This is a genomic window from Pseudomonas sp. O230, from assembly GCF_045447035.1.
Taxonomy (GTDB): Bacteria; Pseudomonadota; Gammaproteobacteria; order Pseudomonadales; family Pseudomonadaceae; genus Aquipseudomonas.
Genome location: NZ_JBJGXN010000016.1, coordinates 52,897 through 73,983, shown reverse-complemented (window position 1 = coordinate 73,983; position 21,087 = coordinate 52,897). Strand labels below are relative to the sequence as shown.

Sequence of the window (21,087 nt, the reverse complement as noted above, 5' to 3'; positions counted from 1 at the left end):
AAATCCCGGCGGAACTCAAAACCAGGCAACGGCCAACAATCCACCCCCCAACACCACACACAACGGCGAATAAACCCAAGTGTCGAGCCGGGCGAATTTTGATCCTTTGACCTGCTTGAAAAACCCGACCAGGTTCGAATCGCCAATCGCCCGGGCGAACATCAGCATCGCAATGGCGCTGATCACCCATTGCAGCGACTGATGGGGCACCGCCGGCACCCACCAGCCAACGCGCAAACACACCAACACAGCAATCAGCAGCAATCCGAAAGCCACCAGCAACGTCAACCACCCCGAGGGCTTGAACGCGGGCCGCGATCTTGCGCCGCCCTCCTCCGGCACCTGCGGCACGGCCGCGACGGCAGCCCACTGGCCACCCAGCGCCCAGTAGACATGTATCAGGCTGATCATCGCGAAGATCGTCACCAGCCATTGAGCCAACACAAATGTCATGGTCGGGAATCCTTGAAAGGGATTGGAACAGAATGATCCTAGTCGGCATTTTTAGAAGTGCGCGGATGATCAACGGTGATAAAGTGCCGCCCCATGAAGCTCGCCCGAACCGATCGCTCACTCATTGCATGGATGCTTTATTGCTGCGTCCTGTTCAATGTGTTCGCCTGCAGCATCGGTCACGGGCAAATGGTCGGGGCGCAACTCAATGGCCTCGGCGGCCAGTTCTGTACGGTTGACCCACGCACTCAGGCACCCGCTTCGTCAAACACCTCCGAGGAGCAACTGCCGACACTGTCGAAAGCCTTCGGCTGCCCGTTGTGCTCCACCGGCGGCATGGGCCCGGCGCTCAACTCCAGCCTGACCCTGGCGATCCTCCCGGAGCAGCACAGCCCGCCCTTGGCGGTCGTCACCAACGCTGACCTCCCTGCCCGCTTCACCTGGCCCTCGGCCAACCCCCGCGCCCCGCCGTTCGCCTGAATCCCTTCGCCATTCAATCAGCTCACTTCGCCAACGCGAGGCGTTTGCCTGTGCGCTGTTTCCTAGCAAGCATTCAGGATTCATCGATGAAAACCATTTCTTTGCTGGCCAGCCTGTTCGGCTGCCTGTCCGTTAACGGCTGGGCCCACGCCACCGTCGATCTCGCACCGATCACCATTGATGGCGACGCCACCGCCGAGCCGGGCCTGAGCCTGGATCAATCCAGCGGCATGGCCTCGCGCCTGGGGCTGAGCGTGCGTGAAACCCCGGCGTCGGTAGCGATTGCCAACCGCAACGACATCGAGCGTCACGGCGCGCAGAACTTTCAGGATGCCGCCAACACCTTGCCCGGCGTGAATGCCAGTGCGCCGCCAGGTTTCGGCGGGTTCGTCTCCTATCGCGGTTTCACCAGCAGCCAGATCACCCAGATGTTCAACGGCGTCAACGTCTCCGGTGGCCTCGCCCGGCCAGTGGATGCGTGGATCTATGATCGGGTGGAACTGGTGGGCGGCCCGTCATCGCTGATCAATGGCGCCGGCTCCGTGGGGGGGTCGCTGAACTACGTGAGCAAACTGGCGACCCGTGAGGAGCAAGCGGTCGAAGGCCGGGTCAGCTACGGCAGTTACGACACCACCGAAACCGCGTTCGGCCTCAACCACGCGCTTAGTGAAGCCGGCGCGGACGTGCAGCATTACGCGCGGCTCGACGTCAGCCACAACCAGGGCAACGGCTATATCGATCGCCAGGAACGCGATGCGTGGAGCGTGGCGTTTTCACTGCTTAGCGACCTGACGCCGAACCTGTCTCACACCCTGGCCCTGGAATATCAGGATGAGCACGAAGACAGCCCTTACTGGGGCACGCCGGTGCTGAATCCCAAGGCCGGTGAATTGAAGATCGACAAGCACAACCGCTTCAACAACTACAACGTCGAGGACGGCCGTTACGAGCAACGCACGATCTGGGTTCGCTCGATCATCGACTACCGGATCAACGACAGCACCACCCTGCGCAATACCCTCTATCACCTCGACAGTCAGCGCGATTACCGCAACCTGGAAACCTACCAGTACAGCGCCGACAACCGCGCTGTAAACCGCTCCACGGCGTATCAGGTGCGCCATCAGGGCGAGCAGAACGGTAACCAGTTCGAACTGCGTCACGACAACACGTTGTTTGGCCTCGACACCACCTGGTCGGGCGGTTTCGAGTACAAGGTCAACCAGACCACCAATTCGCCGCTTAACGTCAAAGGCGCAAGCAAGGTCGACCCGAACAACTATCGGCCGGGGCACTTCTACGACATCCCCGGAACCCGACCGGGGTTTGTCAGCGACAAGACCAACGAAGTCACCACCAAAGCGCTGTTCGCCGAGAATCGCCTGGCGCTGACCGACAAGCTGTCTTTGCTGACCGGCCTGCGTTACGACGACATCGATCTGGACGTGACCAACCACCGGGAAGTGACCGCCGGCAATCCACGTCATCTCAAACGCAGCTGGGAACCGCTGACCGGCCGCGTCGGCCTGACCTACCAGTTCATCCCTGACGCCAACGTCTACGTGCAATACAGTACCGCCGCCGAGCAACCCAACGGCACGCAGGACTTTGATGTCTCGACCGGCAAGCAATGGGAGGTCGGCAGCAAATTCGACTATCTGGACGGTCGCGGTTCGGCGACGCTGGCGGCGTACACGATCGAGCGCAAAGACTTCGCGGTGACTGACCCACTGGACCCGACGCTGAGCATTCCCGTGGGTCAGCAGACGTCCAACGGGATCGAACTGGCCAGCTCGTTGCGAATCACCGACAAGCTGCTGGCCGAAGGCAACTTCGCCTGGGTTGACGCTCAGTACGACGCGTTCACCGAGAAGAACGCCGCAGGTGTGGTGGTTTCACGCAAGGGCAATACACCGACCAACGTGCCGGACCGGGTCGGCAATCTGTGGCTGACCTATGACTTTGCGCCGCAATGGCAAGGGGGCGTCGATGCGCGGTACGTTGCCTCGGTGTTTGCCGACAGCGCCAACACGATGACCGTGCCGTCTTATACGCTCTACGGCACGTTTCTCAGCTACAAGGTCGATCGGCACACCACCGTCACTGGCCGGGTACGCAACCTGACCAACGCGGTGTATGCCGAGTTTGCGCATGTGTCGCCGGCGTATTACCTCGGTACGCCGCGGACCTTTGAGCTGGCGGTGCAAACCCGGTTTTAACGCTCGATCAACGTTCCCTGCAGGAGCCGGCTTGCCGGCGATGAGGCCCGAGAGTTCTGCATCGTTTTGGAGGCCGCCATCGCCAGCAAGCTGGCTCCTGCAGTCCGGCGATATCAGTTGCCCCCATCATTTCAAATCGGCGGAGACTTTATCCGCCACATCCTTCGGCACCCACGCCTGCCACACATCCGGGTGCGCCTTCATGAACGCCTCCGCTGCCTGACGCGGCGGGGTGTGTTTTTCGCTCATTTCAGCCAGCGTCTTGTTCAACGGGCCGATCGGAAAATCGACCTTGCTGAAAAATTCGGCGATCTGCGGGTACTGTTTCTGGAACGGTGTGGACACGCCAATTGACAGCTTCGAGGGCAACGAGCGCGTCGGTTTCGGATTGGGGTTGTCGGCGTCGGTCAGGGTTTTCCAGGCTTCGGCATCGAACGGCGGCTCTTCCAGCTGAACCAGTTTGAAACGCCCGAGCAACGGTGTCGGCGACCAGTAATAGAACAGGACCGGCTTGCCACGACGGATCGACGAACTGATTTCCGCATCCAGCGCCGCCCCGGAACCGCTGCGGAAATTCACATAGCTGTCATTCAGGCCATAGGCGGTGAGCTTCTGTTTATTGACCACCTCCGAGGTCCAGCCGATCGGGCTGTTGAGGAAGCGCCCCTTGCCCGGGCTTTCCGGGTCACTGAACACATCCTTGTATTTTGGCAGGTCGCTGACACTGCGCAAGTCGGGCGCCAACGGCTTGATACCCTTGGCCGGATCGCCCTTGATCACGTATTCGGGCACCCACCAGCCTTCGGTGGCACCCTTGACGGTATCGCCAAGGCTCGCGACTTTGCCTTCAGCTTCAGCCTTGACCCAGACCGGGCTGCGACCGGCCCATTCTTCGCCAATGACCTGAATGTCATTGTTGGCCAGTGCGGTTTCCAGGGTGATGGTCGTTCCCGGCAAGGTATCAGTCGGCAGCCCGTAGCCCTTCTCGACAATGATCCGCAGGATATCGGTGATCAGACTGCCGCTTTCCCAGTTCAGGTCAGCGAAGTGGATAGGTGCCTGGGCGGCGAATACCGGAATGGGCGAGCCCAGGCCGAAAGCGATCAAAACAGTGGCCAGCAACCGTCGAAATCCGTTCATGCTTTTTGCACCTCGTGCTGTTCACAGCAATAGCAGGATGGCCTGACTAAAAGACCGCAAGCCTCAAAATACTCAGTCAACTGACTGTAGTAGAGGTTCCTGCTTTCGAGGGGCGAGGATTATTTTTCGGAAGTTTCCTGCAAGCGCGCCAGCTCTCTTCTGACCATGCTGGCGTACTCCGCCGGGCGCAACGTGTAGATCTGCGACGCCACCCAACCCAGCCATGCCCCCTGCAAGATGGTCTTCTGCTGGAACAGCCGTTGGGCTTCCACTTGGGCGCTGGCCTGGTTCTGCAGGTGGAAATCGGCGCGGGTCAGGGGCATTACTCGCTGGCCTTGAAGGTCACCAGTTCACCCTTGCGCCACTTGGCGGCCTTGGCCGTCACGGCTTTCAGGGTTTTGGTCAGGCCTTCCTGCAACTGTTGGTGGGCGGCAAACACCATCACCACGCTATGACCTTCCTTGAACACGATCCCGTGACCGTCGGCGGTGGTCACGAACGCGTAATCGCCCAGGCCATATACCGTCAGTTTGATTTCGCGGAACTTGATGTCCAGCTTGCCGCCTTCGCGACTGGGCAATACCGAAGCGCTGAAATGATCACCGACTTTCAGTTTCAAGCCTGGCTTGTCGTCCACCACCAGTGCTGATTCGGTGTCGATCTCGGCAATGTAAATGCCTTCAGCGTTCTGTTCGGTGATGTAAACAAAACGTGACTGGAACTGCTTGACCAGCTTTGCGCGCAAATCACCCAGCACAAACAAAGCATGCATATCGAGATTACTTACTGCCAAGGAAACATCCCCACATCTGAAAATGACGCTGCACGCCTGCAAACAGCGCACAGCAGAAAAAAGCGGCAATGCCGAAGGTGTCGCCAAATGACCCGTGTTGAAATCCTGATGCGAGCAGAGGGCTCATTCATCGCGAGGCGTAAGAAGACTAATGGAAAGTCGCTCGCGTCGTCTTGCCTGGAGTTCGTCAGAGGTTGAAGGAAAAAGCCCTTCTGACAGCCAGAAAAAACGGATTACCAACCTTAGGGAAAAAACTCTTTAAAAAAAGCATTTTTCCGACATATCGCCGGCAAAAAATTGCTTTAGATGAACAGCAGTCGCCCACCAGTGACGGTGATTCTAGAGCAGCGATGCTCATCGAGACTACCCAAAACGACGTACACACGTCGGCAAAACAACGAAAAGGACTTCATATGTGCACCCTGACACACTTCGCTCACCCCTTGGCGCCTTGTTCAAACAACGCGTCGACGCTGTACGCGGCGGGGTTTCAACACCCTGGACTTCACCCCGAAACGCTTGCCACACCGCGTTTTCAGGTCGTTCTGGCCGGTAATGCGTTCTTTCACATCAAAGAAATTTCCACTGGTCATGTCAGAGGTTTCCGCAGAGACCACAACGAAGCGTGTGCGCTCGCCCGCAAGCTCGAATTACATCGTTGAACGCTTCGTTCAGTCCCTTCCGATAGACGTTTCGTCATGCCGACGACTTAACTCAGCCGTCGGCAGGCAACTACTGCCATACTGCCCGACCATTGAAACCCGCCCCCAGGCCGGACGGCTTTCAACACAACAGAATATTTCCAAGGGAAGGCTGCTACGTGACGGAATTTGATATCGGTGAATTTTTTATCCGGGGCGAAGCCAGAGAAGTCGAAGGCGAATTCCAGGCAGTCATTATCATGCGCGCCAAACCGCCGCTGACCACCGTGACCTATCACCAGGTCGAGAAAGATCGCTGGTTCAAGACCTCGGACGTCGCCGAAATCGCCGCCAAGGAAGCCGCCAAGGCCCTGAAGCTGGCGGTCGATGAGGGGGCATTGAAAGCCTGAAATGGGGGTGGACACGTCCGGAGCCGGACAGTGCGACTTCATGCCCCCAGCGCTCGGTATCAGGCCGGAGCGTGCCTCGCCGACAACGTCGGCACCTCGGCCCGAGAGGTGTCTGCAGCGTGCCAACCTTGCACAGGGTGCACGCTTTCAAATTGATAATTAATCAGATCAGCTTGCGCTTGACCGCTTCATCCAGCGTGCTTTGGGTCAGGTGCTTGAGCAACACGTCCCCTCGTTCATTGAACGGCAACCCGACAATCAGCAGAATCTGCAACCAGGTCCGAGTGCTCTCCTGTTTGACGATTTTGCCCAGCACGTTACCTTCCTGATCCTTGAACACCGTTTCCAGCGTGAAGGTATTGCTGAACGTAGTCGGGATCACGAACAACGTGAACCCCGTCAGCCAGGCACTGGCGATATTGCCCTGCTCGTTATTGGTCAAGGTACTGGTGACGTACACGTTCGAGTCAACTTTGTCCGTGGTCACGTTTTTGAACTGTCCGGATTCCTTAAAGGTTTCCAGCATATTCTTTTCCACCAGCGCCGCATTGCCCATCCCACCCGACAGTTCGCCATTGAACTGCTGCTGAGTGGTCACGTGTAGATAAGCACTGGGCTTGTCTTGCCTGGCCTGGGCTGGTGGCCACTGATCCACCGGTGGCAAGTCATGCTGGGAATAGGAAATACAGCCCGTCAGGGCGCTGCTGACCATCAACAGCAAAACCAAAAGATATTTATTCATGTGCAGCCAATTCCTTTGACAGTGGACGCAGTTGAGGTGTGGCACCGGCCAGCAATTGAGCGACCAGTTCGCGCAATTGAGTACCGCCCAGGCGGGGATTGAGATAATCGGCATTCCACAGGCCGACGTTCTTGTCGAGCTTCACTTGCTCGACCGACCTGGCCAGTTGCTTGCCCTGACGGTCTTCGATGATCAGTTCGCCCGCGAGGTCGTATTTGTCGACGTAAATCGGACCGTCGACCCAGATCCAGATAGTCAAGGTCACCAGCGCACCGGGAATGTAAGCCGGATGCATGGTGCGTTTGCCTGCCAGCGAGGTCAGGTTGAACTTGAGCACCACGTCGTCCTCACCAGCCTTGGCCGGGAACACCACGACTCGCTTGAAGTAATCGCTTTTGTCGACATAGGCGCTGATCTGCTCCGTCAACTGCCGGCTGCCGGCGACACGCACTTTATCGTCCAACTCAGGGGCGGAAATCACGACATCGCTGATCTCGGCACTACGATCGAGGGTAGATGGCGCAGGTTTCAAGGGTTCACCAATGGGGCCCAGCGGTGTGAACGACACACAACCAGTCAACGACAGGCCAAGCGCGATGGCCATCAGATAAACAAGACGCTTCACTGCTTACATCCTTTTCATGCGGGATCGGGGACGCGTCGACTCGAAAGAAAATCGAGCAAGGAATGGATAGTTCAGCACTGGAAGGCGGTAAACCTGGGAATCGAGTGTCGTCTACGTCCTTGTTCGAACTCTTCGTATGGCGGCTGATTGGCGCCAAAAACGCGACAGCATCGTAATCGTTGCAGTCTTGCCAGGCAATCGCATATTGCCACCATCATGGCGAATCTCGAGAAAGCTGCTAAACCCCTATCGAACTCTTGGTGCGTGGCTCCCTCTGATGCAATGACACCGCACTGCCGATTGCATACTCGATGCGACTGAATAACCTCAAGGAGACGAAGATGGATTCACCTATACACGACTTGAAAGGCTTGTTCGACCAACTCGGGCTGGAGTCCAGCGAGAAGGCCATCGACGATTTCATCGCCAGTCATTCCCCTCTTCCCGATGATAAAAAACTGATCGATGCCGAGTTCTGGACACCGCAACAAGCTGGCTTCCTGAAAGAGCAATTGCGTGAAGATGCCGATTGGGCGCGGGTGGTCGATGACCTGAACCTGCGCATGCACCAGGTTCACTAGTCAATGCAGGCTGTCGGGGGCTTCGGCACTTAATTGCGCCAACCAGGCAGCCCTGCACTCCTCCGCTTCATCGCGACGGGAGAACGCCGTTCCCCGGCGTTCGCCGTTCAGCAGTACGACCCAGCAGACGCTCTGCCCCTGTGCTCGCAAACTGGCGGGCACACCGCTGCCGATCATGACGGCGACATCGACTTTGCTTTGCATGCTGATCTCTCCAACTTCATTAGCAGCCTAACTATGTAGGCATGGTAATGAGTTCATCTACGAGAAAACAGCAACGGCGTTGCATAGATCAATTGCCGGAATCGCAACAATGCCAACCCTGTCAGCGAGGACTTTGCGGCTTATACCCCAACCGCAAACCACCCCAATGCCGGCCCTTGAGCATGATCGGCACCGAAAGATCGTGCATCAACTCCCCGGTATCGCGCGTATAGGTTTGCAACAGAACAGCCTGTTGATGACTGCCACAGCGAATCCCGGTGCGGTCGGCAAATTTGCGTTTGGTGCGGTTTTGCAGCGTATCGACCTGCGCATCACCCGTCAGTGGCTGGCTGAAAACCTTGTTGTGGGTCGGCACATAACCCTGCTGCGTACAGGCGATTGCGAACACCAGGCCTTCATGAAGCGGCAGCAGCGGCTCCTGAATCGCCGGCAAAACCTGATCGGTGTAACGGTCAAAACGCGTCTGAAACTTGGCCGGGCTGGTATTGGGGATGGCCTGGTAATTGCGATCGAACAAGTCATCAAGACTGACAAGGCCCTGGTCGATATCCGCTTCAAAGCGTGCCGCAATCTGACGCGCACCTTCGCGGGCCAGGTCATAAATCCGCTGGTGATAGTCATCCAGTCCGACCTCGGCGAGACGTTCGCTGATGGTTTCGGCCTGCCCTTCCATTTGCACCGCAGCGTGCGCCAGACGCTGGGTCTGTTGATCGCTGATCGCCAGATCGCTGCGCATCTGTTCAATGGCGTGAAACAAGCTGTCGAGTTGTTCGCGGTTGGTGTCGGCGCCCTTGGCGATTTCGCTGACCTGGCCTTCGACGCCGGCCGCCAGGCGGGCAATGTTTTCCAGGTGCTGGCCGGTGTGCTCGACCTGCTCGACACCGATGTCGAGGTCGCTGGACAACTGCCGAATCTGCTCCACCACTTGCGCGGTGCGTTGCTGGATGTCGGCGACCATCTCGCCGACTTCGCCGGTGGCCGTCGCCGTGCGCGCCGCCAGCCCGCGAACCTCGTCGGCAACCACCGCGAACCCGCGACCATGCTCCCCGGCACGCGCCGCTTCGATGGCCGCGTTCAATGCCAGCAGATTGGTCTGGCTGGCAATGGACTGGATCACCAGCGTGACCCGCTGGATATCGTCGCTACGCAGGCTCAGGGCTTCGATTAGCTCACGGCTGTTATTGGCGCGCTGACTGAGTTGATGCATGCGGCTGATCGATTCGACCAGCTCCGTGCGCCCTGCCGCGCTGCTCTGATGCGCTTCGCTGGCAGCACTGAGAGCTGCTCGACTGAGTGTGGAGGTGGCTTTTTCGGTGGCGATCATCACTTCGGCGTTACTGACAATCCGGGCCGCTGCACCGAGTTGCGATTGCAGTTTGTCGGCCAGTTGCTTGACCGAAAAGGCCACGCCCGCGGCTGACAAGGCGTTGTGACTGGTGGTGTAGGAAAGATCGCGAGTCAGTTCGGCGATGGCCCCGGAGCTGTCGACGGGTGCAGCTTCAGTAGTGCTGCGGGAACGCAGGCGAGGCAGCCAGACAACCAGCAAGGCCAACGGCAGGCCAACGTAAAGCGGCCAGCCAACCAGCGTCATGCCGCACAGCAAGAGCACCAGGGCGATGCTTTGCAGCGTCGGCGCCAGCCAGCGGGTCTTCGGTGCAATCACTGGTGCAGGCAATGCCCCAACCAGAGATCCGTCTCTCGTCATCTTCGTCACCCCATGCGTCTTCTAATTGTTGTGACTGCATTAAACGCCACTACAGGGCCATTATCCATGGTCCATTAGTAGTGGGCGTTGAAGCAGATCAATAGAAGTGCGCGAGGTTTTTTGCAGACGAAAAAAAGCATCGCGGGCAAGCCTTGCTCCTGAAGGAGTGAGGCTTGCCCGCGATGCGGGGCGCTACGAAATCAGGCCTGACGCTGGTGCTTGTCGATCTGTTCGTGACGCTCTTGCGCTTCGATGCAGTACTTGGTGGTCGGGCTGATCAGCAAACGCTTCAGGCCAATGGCCTCGCCGCTGTCGTCGCACCAGCCGAAGCTGTCTTCCTTGATGCGTTCCAGCGCCTGTTCCAACTGAGGCAGCATGCGCTGGTCGCGATCGATCGCGTTCACCAGCCAGGTGCGCTCTTCTTCGACAGACGCCGCGTCAGCCGGGTCAGCCGGGGTGTCCAGGCTTTCGATGGCGATGCGGTTCTGTTCGATGCGCTCATGGGTTTCGACTTTCATGTTCTGCAACAGCTCAGAGAAAAAAGCATGTTGCTCGGCATTCATGTAGTCATCCGCCGGCATGGCCAGCAACTTGTCCTTTGTCATTGATATCTCTATAAAAAAACGTGCATTAAGGCGAATTAGGGAGCGTTCCGGCGGACCTGGTCTGGCCATCGGAAAGGCGCCGTTTATTCCAAGCGCCACCCGGCACTCAATTTACGAGGGGCGGCAGTCTAAGGCCGACTTGAAGCCTCAGCAACTGAAAAGACAGCGAATTTGTCCGACAAAGCCCCGAAAGTGCTCTGTGGCAGTCTTTGTGGTGGTTATCGGAGTGCGTTTATAGCAAGAAATTCAACCGAGCGGCTGTATATAGAAGACAAACGGCTTCAACACCGAGTCTCTCGAGCGCATTTGCAGGGCAGCGAACCTCAGCTAAGGTTGTCCTCCCGAAATGGCAATCTTGAGGAGAGGTTCAATGAAGCTGATCGGCATGCCGGATTCGCCCTACGTGCGACGCGTTGCCATTTCTGCCAAACGCTTGGGCATCGACCTCGATCATCAATCGGTTTCGGTGTTTCGCCACTTCGAGCAGTTCCAACAGATCAACCCGGTGGTCAAGGCGCCGACGTTGGTGCTGGATGACGGCGAGGTGTTGATCGACTCGACGTTGATCATTGATTACCTGGAGGCGCTGGCCGGATCGAGCAAAAGCCTCATGCCCGCCGAGATCGGTCAACGCCTGCGCTCGTTGCGCTTGATTGGCCTGGCGCTGGCGGCGTGCGAGAAGTCCGTGCAGCTTTATTACGAACGCAACCTGCGACCTGCTGAAATTCAATTTGAGCCGTGGGTGGAACGGGTCGAAGGACAACTGGCGGCGGCGTATTCGGCGCTGGAGCGGGAGCTGGAATTGCAAGCGCTGAAGACTGACGGTTCGATTGATCAGGCCGGGATTACGCTGGCGGTGGCGTGGAGCTTCACTAATTTGGTGGTGCCGGATCAGGTGGATATCAAGCACTTTCCACAGATTGGTGCGTTTACAGCTTATGCAGAGGGGCTGGAGGTGTTTAAGAACACACCCATTGAATAGACGGAGGGTCAGGTGCCAAGCCTTCAAAACCATCCCGTAGCCATGAAAACGCCGCTTCTACCAGAGGCAGAAGCGGCAGAGGTATCAGTGCATGAACAGGGCGATCAGGATAATGATCGGGATAGGTACACCGAGAAAGAACAACAGTAATGAACGCATGAGGGTTCTCCAGGGTTAACGAACAGGCGCGGTCGTGACGTAGGCGTCGGTTTCCACATACACCACGGCATCCCGACGACGGCCGCCGAACGTAGCGGCGAGACTCGCGAAAAACGCACCGATCAACAGCGCGATAAACATCCACAGCGACGTCCACGCAGCGACTTTGGCGGCAGTGTCTGCCGCTTGTTGCGCGGCCAGTTTGGCGTCGGCGACGGCTTTTTGCGTGCGGGCATAGACTTCATCGACACGGCGCTCAGCGTCCGCTTGTGTCAGGTTGGTCCGTTGCGCCACCAGTTGCGCCAGATAAGTACGATCTTGCGCCGCCAATTGACCGTCGCGGCTCAGCGAGCGCACGAAGATGCGGGTCACGGTGCCGCGCGCCGCATCATCGCTGACGGCTGCGGGACGATCATCGCGGAACAGACTGTCGACGAAATAGCCGTATTGATCGCTGTCGGCATTCCCGGCAGCAGTGCCCACGGCTTGAGTGGCCACACTTGCAGCACCACCGACCGCACTCGCCCCGGCCTGCACCCCACCACTGACAATGCTGCTGACTGAGCCGACGACCAGCGTTGCCGTCACCAGCGTCGCCACGCACCAGGCGAGGAAGCCATGGGCGGTATCGCGAAAGTAGACTTCATCGCCATGCAGGTTCGCCCACTTCACCCGCAGGCGGCCGGCAATGTAACCACCGAGCCCCGACGCGAGGATCTGAGTGACGGCCAGCCAGACAATCGTTGAAATGCCCAAACCCTTGGCGCTGACGCCTTCATGGGCCCATGGGGAAACCGCCGAAAAGCCCAGCCCGAAACCGAGCAGCACCAGGATCAGCGACAACGCCGCCGCCGCAGCGGCCCCGGCGAAAATCGCCCCCCAGGAAACCCCCGACAGCGTGCTTGACTCTTCTGCGGCAGGATAGAAACCATCAGAGGATCTATTCATTGTTATATCGCTCCAGGCAGGAAAGATGTTGTTACAACTCGTCAGATGAGGAATTGCAGTCAACGTGCCAGTCGCCACTTTTCAATAAATAGATTTATTTCAATAACTTACAAAGTTTGAACTTCTGATTTCCATGCATTTTGCAAGGAGCGGCCGCATCGCAGCGGGTTTTATGCATTGCCCTAGACATTCCAGAGGAGGCCGTCCTGCGGCACTGTTGGGAGACGCTCGTGTAGGAGCCAGCTTGCTGGCGATAGTGTATCCGTCGACATCGATATGGCTGACACAGCATCGCTGGCAAGCCAGCTCCTACAGGGGATTTGCGGTGATCACCATCCTGTACGAGCCGGCTTGCTGGCGATGGGACCTTCAAACAATGCGGAGTTTTGGTGACTGTTTGCCGGCTGCGAGCTTTTGAAGGTATATGAAGTTTTATTTAGAAAGCCTGCGATCATTTCTTGGCAAAATGCCGCACACCGTTGTGAACTCTAATCAGGCCAGCCCTATGACCCGCATCTTGACCATCGAAGACGACGCCGTGACCGCCCGGGAAATCGTCGCCGAACTGAGTAGCCACGGCCTCAACGTGGATTGGGTCGATAACGGCCGCGAAGGTCTCGAACGTGCGGTCAGCGGCAATTACGATCTGATCACCCTCGACCGCATGTTGCCCGAGCTCGATGGTCTGGCGATTGTCACGACGCTGCGGACCATGGGGGTGGCCACACCGATCCTGATGATCAGCGCCCTCTCCGATGTCGATGAGCGCGTGCGCGGATTGCGCGCCGGCGGTGACGATTACCTGACCAAACCGTTTGCCACCGATGAAATGGCGGCCCGCGTCGAAGTGCTGCTGCGCCGGCAGAACACCGTGACCGCTCAGGCCACCACGTTGCGGGTCGCGGACCTGGAACTGAACCTGATCAGCCACGAGGCCAGCCGCGACGGTCAACTGCTGACGCTGTTGCCCACCGAGTACAAGTTGCTGGAATTCCTGATGCGCAACACCGGGCAGATTCTCTCGCGGATGATGATTTTCGAAGAAGTCTGGGGCTATCACTTCGACCCCGGCACCAACCTGATCGACGTGCACATCGGCCGCCTGCGCAAGAAGATCGACCCGCCCGGCAATGTCCCACTGATTCGGACCGTGCGAGGCTCGGGTTATGTCATTGCCGAACCCCTCTAAAGGCTGGCGCTCATCCAGCAGCCGGTTGCTGGCGCTCTACAGTTCGTTGTTCGTGCTCTGGAGCGGGATTCTCATGGGGGTCATGTATTACGAGGTGTCCACCTATCTGGACAACCTGGCCAAGCACTCGCTGATGCAACGTCAGCATTTGTTCTCACGTTTTTTCGGCGAACAACTGGTCGACGCCCTCGCCGTCAGCATGACCTTCGACATTCGCGGCATCGATGCCTATGGCCTGTTCGATACCCAGCATCGCTACCTCAGCGGCGCCTTGCGGCACATTCCCAAAGGTTTGCCGCTGGACGGCAAGATCCACATGCTCAGCGACTGCGCCGACTCCGACGACCCGACGTTGCCCGCCGACAGCTGCGATGCCGTGGCGACCCAGACGCGTGACGGTCGCTGGTTGATTCTGGTGCGCGACAACGGTTCGCTGTTCGCCGTGACCCGCATCATTCTCCACGCGTTGTTCTGGGGCGTGACCCTGACCATTTTGCCGGGCATCGTCGGATGGCACCTGTTGCGCCGTCGACCGTTGCGACGCATTCGCGGGATTCAGGCCAGCGCCGAGGCCATCGTCGCCGGCGACCTGACCCGTCGCTTGCCGCTGTCCAATCGCCGTGACGAGCTGGACATGCTCGCCGCCATCGTCAACGCCATGCTCGAACGCATCGAGCACTTGATGAACGAGGTCAAGGGCGTGTGCGACAACATCGCCCACGACTTGCGCACGCCGCTGACCCGCTTGCGGGCGCAGCTTTATCGCATGCAGCAACAGGCTGGCGAAGGGTCGGCAGAAGCGACGCAACTCGATTCGGTGCTCGCTGAAGCCGATACGCTGATGGCGCGTTTTCGCGGGTTGCTGCGGATTTCCGAGCTGGAGGATCGGCAGCGGCGTTCAGGGTTTGTGCAGCTGGATCCGCTGCCGTTGTTGCAGGAACTGCACGACTTTTATCTGCCGCTGGCGGAGGAAGATGAGCTGGTTTTCAAGCTGCAATTGCCCGAATCACTGCCGGCGCTGAATGGTGATCGAGCGCTGTTGTTCGAAGCCGTGGCGAACCTGTTGAGCAATTCCATCAAATTCACACCGCCGGGCGGCGAGGTGATTTTGCGCGGGGTCAATGAAAATGGGCATACGCGGATCGAAGTGCTCGACTCGGGACCGGGCATTCCTGCGACCGAACGGGACGCCGTATTCCAGCGTTTCTATCGCGCCGAAGGCGGCAATCAGCAAAGCGGGTTCGGCCTGGGCTTGTCGATCGTCGCGGCGATTGTCAGCCTGCATGGATTTACGCTTGAGGTGGGTGAAAGCGAATTGGGCGGCGCGCGGTTGGTGCTCGATTGCCGGCAGAACCTGATTACCCAGACCTGACCCGGATATCCTGAACTGATACAAAACCTGTGGGAGCGGGCTTGCCCGCGATAGCGACCGGACAGACAAAATTATACTGCCTGACACTCCGCCATCGCGGGCAAGCCCGCTCCCACAGGGATTGATGGTGAAATCAGGCGGGGTAGTTTGCCCGTAAAGCCTCAAGACCACCCTGGTAAATGCCGGCAAACAGCGCCGCCACTTCCTCCTCACTCACACCCACCGGCGCAAACCGACCCGACCACGTCACCCGGGCACCCTCGCCTCGTGCTTCGACGCGGATCGTCGCCAGATAATCCGTCGCCGGAAACGGTGCCTGCACAATCGAGTAGCTGTACGTCTTCCCGGCGTTATCAAACGACTCAAGCCGTTCTACCACCACCGCGCCATCGGCCGTTTGCAGACTGCGCACGCGCCCGCCTTCGCTCAGTTCGCTTTTGGGAATGAACGGCAGCCAGTCCGGCAGCGAATTGAAGCCGCCAATCAATTGCCAAACCTTGTCGGTCGAAACCGGGATATCGATAAATGCTGATGCAGTTGCCATGTAATTTTCTCTCTCAATCAAAAAACTTCAGATTGCCATGCTGTCGACGACGCCGCCGTCGACTCGAAGGGCTGCGCCAGTTGTTGCCGACGACAACGGCGAGGCAATGTAAGCCACCAGGTTCGCGACTTCCTCGACGTCCGCCACGCGCTGGATGATCGACGTCGGCCGGGCCTTGCGCACAAACGCATCGGCCTCTTCGCGCACACTGCGCCCCGATTCGGCCGTGGCGTCCTTGAGCATCTGCTCCAGGCCGTCGGTCAAGGTCGGGCCGGGCAAAATCGCATTCACCGTCACGCCAGTGCCCGCCAGCCGTTTGGCCAAACCATGAGACACCGCGAGGTTAGCGCTTTTGGTCACGCCATAGTTGAGCATGTCGGCCGGGATCGCGATCCCGGATTCCGAGGACAGGAAAATCACCCGGCCCCAGCCCTGCTTGACCATGTCCGGCACGTAATGCCGCGACAGGCGCACACCGGAGATCACGTTGACTTCATAAAACCGCGTCCATTCGCTGTCTGGCGTGTCGAAAAAATCCACCTCGTTAAAGATCCCGAGGTTGTTCACCAGAATGTCCGCTCGTGGCTCGGCGGCGAACAACTGCTCGGCCCCTTCGGCGGTGCCGAGGTCCGCGGTCAGGCCACGCAATTGCGCGCCCGGCACGCTCTGGCGGATGCTCGCCAGCGCTTGCTCGACCTTGGCCGTCTCGCGGCCGATCACCACCACCGTGGCACCAGACTCGGCCAGTGCCTTGCTGATGCCCAGGCCAATGCCCGCGGTGCTGCCGCTGACAATGGCGAGTTTCCCCGTCAGATCGATCTTCATGCTCAAACTCCTGCGATGGGTAATGGAGCGCGTTCAGACACCAGTTTCGCTTCGCGCATGGCTTGCCAGAACGCAGCGGGAATCACCGCCGACAACGCGGCCACGTCTTCAGCAATCCGCTGCGGACGGCTGGAACCTGGAATCACCGCGGCAACGGCCGGGTTAGCCAGGGAGAACTGCAACGCCGCGGCTTTGATATCGACACCGTGAGCCGCTGCGATACGTTTGATCTGCTCGACTTTGTTGATGATCGCCGGGCTGGCCTTCTGGTATTCGAAGTGCGCGCCGCCGGCCAGGATGCCCGAGCTGTAGGGTCCGCCGACGACGATCTCGACGTTCTGCGCCAGCGCGGCGTCCATCAGGCGTTGCAAGGCACGGTCGTGATCGAGCAGCGTGTAGCGCCCCGCCAGCAGAAAGCCGTCCGGCTGGGCTTCGGTCAGGTCGAGGGTCAGTTCACACGGCTCGACCTTGTTCACCCCCAGCCCCCAGCCCTTGATCACGCCTTCTTCACGCAGACGGGTCAGCACTTTGAAAGCGCCGGTGCGGGCCTGGTTGAAGTATTCCAGCCATTGATCGCCGTAGAAGTCCTGCGCGATGTCGTGCACCCAAACGATGTCCAGGCGATCGGTTTGCAGACGCTTGAGGCTGTCTTCAATCGAACGCATCGTCGCGTCGGCGCTGTAGTCGTTGACGATCTTGTTCGGGCGGCCATTTTCGAACACGCCGCTCTTCTCACCCAAATCGCGGGCGGCGGCGTCTTCGACTTCATCAAGAATTACCCGCCCGACTTTGCTGCTCAGCACATAGTCGTCACGGTTGTATTGGGCCAGCGCGGCACCGAGGCGCATTTCCGACAGGCCCGAACCGTAAAACGGTGCCGTGTCGAAGTAACGCACTCCGGCATCCCAGGCCGCGTGAACGGTGGCCAGCGCTTCTTCTTCAGGGATGGCGCGGAACATGTTGCCCAATGGCGCGGTACCGAAGCCCAGCGCGCCGGGCAGTTTGTCTTTCAAGCTCATGATTCAATCCTCGTCAGTTTCAGAGGTCAGTTGAGTGACCGTTGAGCAGATCGTAGATTGCGGCGTTCGGACCGTCCAAGACATAATACGCAGCACTTGAGTCCCTATAGGTCTTACATGATCGACCTCCGCCAATTGCGCTACTTCGTCGCCGTCGCCGAAGAAGAACACGTCGGTCGCGCCGCCGAACGCCTGCACATTTCCCAATCGCCCCTGAGCCGGCAGATCGCTCAGCTCGAAGAGCGCCTGGGCCTGACCTTGTTCGAGCGCAGCCAGCAACGCATCCGCCTGACCCGCGACGGCCAGACGTTCCTCGCCGAAACCCGCGCCCTGCTGACCCACGCCAATCGCCTGGAATCCCTCGGCAAACGCCTCGGTCGTGGCGAAGAAGGCGGGTTGTGCATCGGCTACATCGAGAACGCCATGCATGCCGGCGTCCTGCCAAATGCCTTGCGGGTGCTGCGGGTCGACCGGCCGAACGTGCATGTCGCGCTATACAACCTCAGCTCCGCCGAACAACTCGAAGGCCTGCGTCAGCGTAGTCTCGATATCGCACTGGTCAGCGAACCGCCCGTCGCCGACGATCCGGACCTGCTGGGTTTTCAGGTACTGGACGACCCGATGCTGCTGGCCTTGCCCGAGCATCATCCACTGGCGGTGCAAGCAGAACTGACGCCGGCAGATCTGGCCGATCAGGAGTGGATCGGCGTGCAACACCGCCAGAACTGTGCGAGCCGCGAAGACTTCGTCAGCGCTTGCATCCGCGCCGGTTTCACCCCGGACATCCGCATGGAAGCCACTGAGCCATTCACCGCGTTGGGGCTGGTGGCGTCGGGGCTGGGGATCGCGATGATCCAGAAAGGTTTGAGCCGCAATGCACCGCCGGGCGTGGTGCTGCGGGAGGTGCCGTGGATTTCCTTTACCACGCCGCTATGGGCGGCTTGGCACCGGGTTAATTTGCGGCCGTTGGTGGAGACGTTCCGCAAGGTGTTGACCGAGCAGGATTGATCCGAAGAATCGGCACAACACACATCCTGTAGGAGCCGGCTTGCCGGCGATGGCGATTTCACAGACGCCATCGCTGGCAAGCCAGCGCCTACAGGGGTCATCTCAAGGTTGGGGTTTGCTGCTTTACTGAACAAACCGCCAACGCCCTGCGAGTAGCCCCGCCATGAACCGCAACGACCTGCGCCGCGTGGACATGAACCTGCTGGTGATTTTCGAAACCCTGATGTTCGAAAAGAACCTGACCCGGGCCGGGGAAAAGCTGTTCCTCGGCCAGCCCGCCGTCAGCGCTTCACTGGCCAAGTTGCGCGACCTGTTCGACGACCCGCTGCTGGTGCGCAACGGTCGTGTGCTGGAGCCGACCCAGCGTGCCCTGGTGATTCTCAAGGAATTGCAGCCCGCGATGGACACCATTTCCGGCGCGGTCAGCCGGGCCAAGGATTTCGACCCGGCCACCAGTCGCGACGTGTTTCGCATCGGTCTTTCCGACGACGCCGAATTCGGCCTGTTTCCGCCGCTGCTCAAGCAGATCCGCGAAGAGGCGCAGAACGTCGTGGTGGTGGTGCGGCGGGTGAATTTCCTGCTGATGTCGTCGATGCTTGCCAGCGGTGAGATTTCCGTCGGGATCAGCTACACCACCGAATTGCCGGCCAACGCCAAGCGCAAAAAGCTGCGCGACCTCAGCGTGAAGATCCTGCGCGGCGACAATCGCCCCGGCGCCCTGACGCTGGATGATTACTGCGAGCGGCCGCACGCGCTGGTGTCGTTTTCCGGTGACCTGACCGGGGCCATCGACAATGACCTGGCGCGCATCGGCCGTTCCCGCCGCGTGGTGCTCGCGGTGCCGCAGTTCGCCGGGCTGCGGGTCTTGTTGGCCGGCACCGACATGCTCGCCACGGTGCCGGATTACGCCGCGTGCGCGCTGATCGAAGGCAGCAGCCAGTTGCGCGCCGACGACCCACCGTTTGACATCAACCTGTCCGAACTGTCGATGGTCTGGAACGGAGTCAACGATAACGATCCGGCAGAACGTTGGTTGCGCGCGCGAATTGCCCAACACATGTCGGCGCCACTTCCGGGGGGTTGAGCGCGTTGAAATTCGGATCGGTCTCGCGCAGGAAGATCGGCAGGTCCGTCATCGGCGGCATGGCCGGAATGTCGAAATACATCTGAATCACCCAGCCACGGTGATAACTGGCGTGGTTGACCACGTGCAGCAGCATCGCGCCGGCGCTCATGGTCCCGCTTTCGCCTGAGACAAACGTGAACTCGACGGGTTTATCCAGCGAGGCCTCGGTCTGCCGCTCACTCCAGTGGCAGTACCAGTGATCGATGTCTTTTTGCGCCAGGCGCAGATCGGCGAGGCCAGGATGCAGCAGATCGTGTGAAGTCTTGAAGCCGTGTCCCCGACCTTCGAGGTGGGCCTGCCAGATGCAGTCCACCACGTAGATGTGGTTCAGCGTGCCAATCATGTTCTTGAACACCGAGACCCGCTCTTTGTTGACCTCACCCGGCGGCAAATCAGCGAGGCTGTCGAAGAGGCGCTGATCGGCCCAGCGTTTGTAATCGGCGAGCAGGCGGGCAGTGCGTACGTTGATCATCAGAGGTCTCCCATTGCAATGGGCGCACTGCCAAGCATAGTCCTCATAACGCGAGGCAGCGCAAACGCTGATCATCGGTCGCTCAAAACGTACCGGTGCAACACCGCCATCCAGCAGCAGAGTTGGCCCTGTCAGGACACCCGATTATCACGCGTGCAAACGAGGCGCCGCGCAGACAAAAAATGAGCGATCAACACGAGCGCTTAGTTCTGCCCAACTGGAGGAGGAACCCTGCCGCTCTGTTTTCAGGCAGCAGGCCGGCCACGCACCGGCCCGTGCGTGCGTGCGGCGAGGCGAAACTGGCAGATCCAGGATTACTGGTTGAAGTGATTGTGTGTGCGGCAAGGAACTCCTGACGGTCACCGCGCATCCTAATTTATGTGGTACTTCCTTTACGCTTCACGCTTTCGGAGGACACCGTCATGCGCCGTCTGATCATCATCTCATCCCTTGTGTTGTGCTTACCCTTCGGCTCGGCTTTCGCGAAAGTGGATGCGGGCGATGTGGCCACCTCGGCCGGGGTTTCCGCTTCGCTGTACTCGACGTTCAAGGACCATAAACTCATGATCCCCGCCCGGGATGACGCCTCCAGCTTCGTGGCCAGTGGCGGTGCGATTCGTGGCGTGTATCTGGAATCGGTCATCAAGCAGATTCGTCAGGACAATCCCGGGCTAGATGCCAGCGATGAAGACCTGGCCAGAGCCATTCTGGTTCAGTCCGGGCAATAACGGCGGCCGATTGGCACCGGCAAGCGCAGCGGCTGGAAGATCAAAAATCGCCACCTCGCTACGCTCGACAGCTCCTACAAGGATTTACGTCCAACT

Annotated in this window: 25 protein-coding genes; 11 read left to right on the top strand and 14 right to left on the bottom strand. The window is 59.2% G+C overall.

Features of this window, described 5'->3' with window-relative positions:
* Positions 1–15: 15 nt before the first annotated feature.
* A complete protein-coding gene (locus tag ACI77H_RS28845) occupies positions 16–453 on the bottom strand; it encodes a DUF3995 domain-containing protein (RefSeq protein ID WP_407015224.1) in 438 nt (145 codons plus the stop codon).
* 93 nt (positions 454–546) lie between these two features.
* On the opposite strand from ACI77H_RS28845, the gene ACI77H_RS28840 reads away from it, so the two are divergent.
* Together ACI77H_RS28840 and ACI77H_RS28835 are read left to right on the top strand one after the other, a co-directional pair.
* Positions 547–933, top strand: coding sequence for a DUF2946 domain-containing protein (locus tag ACI77H_RS28840; RefSeq protein WP_407015222.1), 387 nt, complete (start codon positions 547–549; stop codon positions 931–933).
* An 86-nt stretch (positions 934–1,019) separates the two neighbouring features.
* Positions 1,020–3,152, top strand: coding sequence for a TonB-dependent receptor (locus tag ACI77H_RS28835; protein ID WP_407015220.1), 2,133 nt, complete (start codon positions 1,020–1,022; stop codon positions 3,150–3,152).
* Between the two features lie 126 nt (positions 3,153–3,278).
* On the opposite strand, the gene ACI77H_RS28830 is transcribed toward ACI77H_RS28835, so the two are convergent.
* The 3 genes from ACI77H_RS28830 to ACI77H_RS28820 form a co-directional block, all read right to left on the bottom strand.
* Positions 3,279–4,292 (bottom strand): ABC transporter substrate-binding protein, encoded by a 1,014-nt coding sequence (locus ACI77H_RS28830; protein WP_407015219.1) that lies wholly within the window; start codon positions 4,290–4,292, stop codon positions 3,279–3,281.
* A 119-nt stretch (positions 4,293–4,411) separates the two neighbouring features.
* Positions 4,412–4,615, bottom strand: a complete 204-nt coding sequence (locus ACI77H_RS28825; protein ID WP_407015217.1) for a hypothetical protein — start codon at positions 4,613–4,615, stop codon at positions 4,412–4,414.
* The gene (locus ACI77H_RS28820; protein WP_008035847.1) at positions 4,615–5,085 is read right to left on the bottom strand and encodes a hypothetical protein; all 471 of its coding nucleotides are present in this window, start codon (positions 5,083–5,085) and stop codon (positions 4,615–4,617) included. Before ACI77H_RS28820 ends, ACI77H_RS28825 begins: the two co-directional genes overlap by 1 nt.
* A gap of 413 nt (positions 5,086–5,498) precedes the next feature.
* On the opposite strand from ACI77H_RS28820, the gene ACI77H_RS28815 reads away from it, so the two are divergent.
* Together ACI77H_RS28815 and ACI77H_RS28810 are read left to right on the top strand one after the other, a co-directional pair.
* A complete protein-coding gene (locus ACI77H_RS28815) occupies positions 5,499–5,747 on the top strand; it encodes a hypothetical protein (RefSeq protein WP_407015249.1) in 249 nt (82 codons plus the stop codon).
* 158 nt (positions 5,748–5,905) lie between these two features.
* Positions 5,906–6,136 carry a hypothetical protein gene (locus ACI77H_RS28810; RefSeq protein WP_214384431.1) on the top strand — a complete coding sequence of 77 codons (231 nt, stop codon included), beginning with the start codon at positions 5,906–5,908 and terminating at the stop codon, positions 6,134–6,136.
* Positions 6,137–6,299: 163 nt separating this feature from the next.
* On the opposite strand, the gene ACI77H_RS28805 is transcribed toward ACI77H_RS28810, so the two are convergent.
* Together ACI77H_RS28805 and ACI77H_RS28800 are read right to left on the bottom strand one after the other, a co-directional pair.
* Positions 6,300–6,878, bottom strand: coding sequence for a hypothetical protein (locus ACI77H_RS28805; protein ID WP_150632895.1), 579 nt, complete (start codon positions 6,876–6,878; stop codon positions 6,300–6,302).
* A complete protein-coding gene (locus tag ACI77H_RS28800; protein WP_407015215.1) occupies positions 6,871–7,503 on the bottom strand; it encodes a hypothetical protein in 633 nt (210 codons plus the stop codon). Before ACI77H_RS28800 ends, ACI77H_RS28805 begins: the two co-directional genes overlap by 8 nt.
* 341 nt (positions 7,504–7,844) lie before the next feature.
* Between ACI77H_RS28800 and ACI77H_RS28795 the strand changes: the two genes are divergently transcribed.
* Positions 7,845–8,084 (top strand): DUF2789 domain-containing protein, encoded by a 240-nt coding sequence (locus tag ACI77H_RS28795; RefSeq protein WP_407015214.1) that lies wholly within the window; start codon positions 7,845–7,847, stop codon positions 8,082–8,084.
* Here the strand turns inward: ACI77H_RS28795 and ACI77H_RS28790 are convergent, their stop codons facing one another.
* The 3 genes from ACI77H_RS28790 to ACI77H_RS28780 form a co-directional block, all read right to left on the bottom strand.
* Positions 8,085–8,288, bottom strand: coding sequence for a hypothetical protein (locus tag ACI77H_RS28790; protein ID WP_407015212.1), 204 nt, complete (start codon positions 8,286–8,288; stop codon positions 8,085–8,087). It abuts the gene before it with no gap.
* 121 nt (positions 8,289–8,409) lie between these two features.
* Positions 8,410–9,633, bottom strand: a complete 1,224-nt coding sequence (locus ACI77H_RS28785; RefSeq protein WP_407015247.1) for a methyl-accepting chemotaxis protein — start codon at positions 9,631–9,633, stop codon at positions 8,410–8,412.
* A gap of 581 nt (positions 9,634–10,214) precedes the next feature.
* Entirely contained in the window at positions 10,215–10,619 is a 405-nt protein-coding gene (locus ACI77H_RS28780) for a TraR/DksA family transcriptional regulator (RefSeq protein WP_007907888.1), read from the bottom strand.
* Between the two features lie 370 nt (positions 10,620–10,989).
* Between ACI77H_RS28780 and ACI77H_RS28775 the strand changes: the two genes are divergently transcribed.
* Complete coding sequence (locus ACI77H_RS28775; protein WP_407015210.1) at positions 10,990–11,601, top strand: glutathione S-transferase; 612 nt, start codon at positions 10,990–10,992, stop codon at positions 11,599–11,601.
* A 174-nt stretch (positions 11,602–11,775) separates the two neighbouring features.
* Here the strand turns inward: ACI77H_RS28775 and ACI77H_RS28770 are convergent, their stop codons facing one another.
* Positions 11,776–12,708: a hypothetical protein gene (locus ACI77H_RS28770; protein ID WP_407015208.1), complete on the bottom strand. Its 933-nt coding sequence runs from the start codon at positions 12,706–12,708 to the stop codon at positions 11,776–11,778.
* A 505-nt stretch (positions 12,709–13,213) separates the two neighbouring features.
* Between ACI77H_RS28770 and ACI77H_RS28765 the strand changes: the two genes are divergently transcribed.
* A complete protein-coding gene (locus tag ACI77H_RS28765) occupies positions 13,214–13,897 on the top strand; it encodes a response regulator transcription factor (RefSeq protein WP_407015207.1) in 684 nt (227 codons plus the stop codon).
* A complete protein-coding gene (locus ACI77H_RS28760) occupies positions 13,875–15,269 on the top strand; it encodes a sensor histidine kinase (protein WP_407015205.1) in 1,395 nt (464 codons plus the stop codon). Before ACI77H_RS28765 ends, ACI77H_RS28760 begins: the two co-directional genes overlap by 23 nt.
* A gap of 133 nt (positions 15,270–15,402) precedes the next feature.
* Here the strand turns inward: ACI77H_RS28760 and ACI77H_RS28755 are convergent, their stop codons facing one another.
* Genes ACI77H_RS28755 through ACI77H_RS28745 form a run of 3 tightly spaced genes read right to left on the bottom strand, consistent with a single transcriptional unit; the run spans position 15,403 to position 17,657 of the window.
* Entirely contained in the window at positions 15,403–15,813 is a 411-nt protein-coding gene (locus ACI77H_RS28755; RefSeq protein WP_407015203.1) for an SRPBCC family protein, read from the bottom strand.
* A 27-nt stretch (positions 15,814–15,840) separates the two neighbouring features.
* Positions 15,841–16,638 carry an SDR family NAD(P)-dependent oxidoreductase gene (locus ACI77H_RS28750; protein WP_109630147.1) on the bottom strand — a complete coding sequence of 266 codons (798 nt, stop codon included), beginning with the start codon at positions 16,636–16,638 and terminating at the stop codon, positions 15,841–15,843.
* 2 nt (positions 16,639–16,640) lie between these two features.
* Positions 16,641–17,657, bottom strand: a complete 1,017-nt coding sequence (locus ACI77H_RS28745; protein WP_407015201.1) for an aldo/keto reductase — start codon at positions 17,655–17,657, stop codon at positions 16,641–16,643.
* A 117-nt stretch (positions 17,658–17,774) separates the two neighbouring features.
* Between ACI77H_RS28745 and ACI77H_RS28740 the strand changes: the two genes are divergently transcribed.
* Together ACI77H_RS28740 and ACI77H_RS28735 are read left to right on the top strand one after the other, a co-directional pair.
* A complete protein-coding gene (locus ACI77H_RS28740; protein ID WP_407015200.1) occupies positions 17,775–18,665 on the top strand; it encodes a LysR substrate-binding domain-containing protein in 891 nt (296 codons plus the stop codon).
* Between the two features lie 163 nt (positions 18,666–18,828).
* Positions 18,829–19,749, top strand: a complete 921-nt coding sequence (locus ACI77H_RS28735) for a LysR substrate-binding domain-containing protein (protein WP_407015199.1) — start codon at positions 18,829–18,831, stop codon at positions 19,747–19,749.
* On the opposite strand, the gene ACI77H_RS28730 is transcribed toward ACI77H_RS28735, so the two are convergent.
* Entirely contained in the window at positions 19,670–20,263 is a 594-nt protein-coding gene (locus tag ACI77H_RS28730; RefSeq protein WP_407015197.1) for a DinB family protein, read from the bottom strand. The two genes, ACI77H_RS28735 and ACI77H_RS28730, sit on opposite strands and share 80 nt — an antisense overlap.
* 422 nt (positions 20,264–20,685) lie before the next feature.
* Between ACI77H_RS28730 and ACI77H_RS28725 the strand changes: the two genes are divergently transcribed.
* Positions 20,686–20,991 carry a DUF2388 domain-containing protein gene (locus ACI77H_RS28725; RefSeq protein ID WP_407015195.1) on the top strand — a complete coding sequence of 102 codons (306 nt, stop codon included), beginning with the start codon at positions 20,686–20,688 and terminating at the stop codon, positions 20,989–20,991.
* Positions 20,992–21,087: the final 96 nt, after the last annotated feature.

Bases quoted from the DNA above. Each gene is read 5' to 3' on its own strand.
- ACI77H_RS28845 (WP_407015224.1), bottom strand. From the start codon at position 453: ATGACATTTGTGTTGGCTCAATGGCTGGTGACGATCTTCGCGATGATC.
- ACI77H_RS28825 (WP_407015217.1), bottom strand. From the start codon at position 4,615: ATGCCCCTGACCCGCGCCGATTTCCACCTGCAGAACCAGGCCAGCGCC.
- ACI77H_RS28785 (WP_407015247.1), bottom strand. From the start codon at position 9,633: ATGATCGCCACCGAAAAAGCCACCTCCACACTCAGTCGAGCAGCTCTC.
- ACI77H_RS28750 (WP_109630147.1), bottom strand. From the start codon at position 16,638: ATGAAGATCGATCTGACGGGGAAACTCGCCATTGTCAGCGGCAGCACC.
- ACI77H_RS28760 (WP_407015205.1), top strand. From the start codon at position 13,875: ATGTCATTGCCGAACCCCTCTAAAGGCTGGCGCTCATCCAGCAGCCGG.
- ACI77H_RS28805 (WP_150632895.1), bottom strand. From the start codon at position 6,878: ATGAATAAATATCTTTTGGTTTTGCTGTTGATGGTCAGCAGCGCCCTG.
- ACI77H_RS28735 (WP_407015199.1), top strand. From the start codon at position 18,829: ATGAACCGCAACGACCTGCGCCGCGTGGACATGAACCTGCTGGTGATT.
- ACI77H_RS28830 (WP_407015219.1), bottom strand. From the start codon at position 4,292: ATGAACGGATTTCGACGGTTGCTGGCCACTGTTTTGATCGCTTTCGGC.
- ACI77H_RS28755 (WP_407015203.1), bottom strand. From the start codon at position 15,813: ATGGCAACTGCATCAGCATTTATCGATATCCCGGTTTCGACCGACAAG.
- ACI77H_RS28790 (WP_407015212.1), bottom strand. From the start codon at position 8,288: ATGCAAAGCAAAGTCGATGTCGCCGTCATGATCGGCAGCGGTGTGCCC.
- ACI77H_RS28815 (WP_407015249.1), top strand. From the start codon at position 5,499: ATGTGCACCCTGACACACTTCGCTCACCCCTTGGCGCCTTGTTCAAAC.
- ACI77H_RS28725 (WP_407015195.1), top strand. From the start codon at position 20,686: ATGCGCCGTCTGATCATCATCTCATCCCTTGTGTTGTGCTTACCCTTC.
- ACI77H_RS28740 (WP_407015200.1), top strand. From the start codon at position 17,775: ATGATCGACCTCCGCCAATTGCGCTACTTCGTCGCCGTCGCCGAAGAA.
- ACI77H_RS28835 (WP_407015220.1), top strand. From the start codon at position 1,020: ATGAAAACCATTTCTTTGCTGGCCAGCCTGTTCGGCTGCCTGTCCGTT.
- ACI77H_RS28840 (WP_407015222.1), top strand. From the start codon at position 547: ATGAAGCTCGCCCGAACCGATCGCTCACTCATTGCATGGATGCTTTAT.
- ACI77H_RS28780 (WP_007907888.1), bottom strand. From the start codon at position 10,619: ATGACAAAGGACAAGTTGCTGGCCATGCCGGCGGATGACTACATGAAT.
- ACI77H_RS28770 (WP_407015208.1), bottom strand. From the start codon at position 12,708: ATGAATAGATCCTCTGATGGTTTCTATCCTGCCGCAGAAGAGTCAAGC.
- ACI77H_RS28745 (WP_407015201.1), bottom strand. From the start codon at position 17,657: ATGAGCTTGAAAGACAAACTGCCCGGCGCGCTGGGCTTCGGTACCGCG.
- ACI77H_RS28765 (WP_407015207.1), top strand. From the start codon at position 13,214: ATGACCCGCATCTTGACCATCGAAGACGACGCCGTGACCGCCCGGGAA.
- ACI77H_RS28730 (WP_407015197.1), bottom strand. From the start codon at position 20,263: ATGATCAACGTACGCACTGCCCGCCTGCTCGCCGATTACAAACGCTGG.
- ACI77H_RS28775 (WP_407015210.1), top strand. From the start codon at position 10,990: ATGAAGCTGATCGGCATGCCGGATTCGCCCTACGTGCGACGCGTTGCC.
- ACI77H_RS28795 (WP_407015214.1), top strand. From the start codon at position 7,845: ATGGATTCACCTATACACGACTTGAAAGGCTTGTTCGACCAACTCGGG.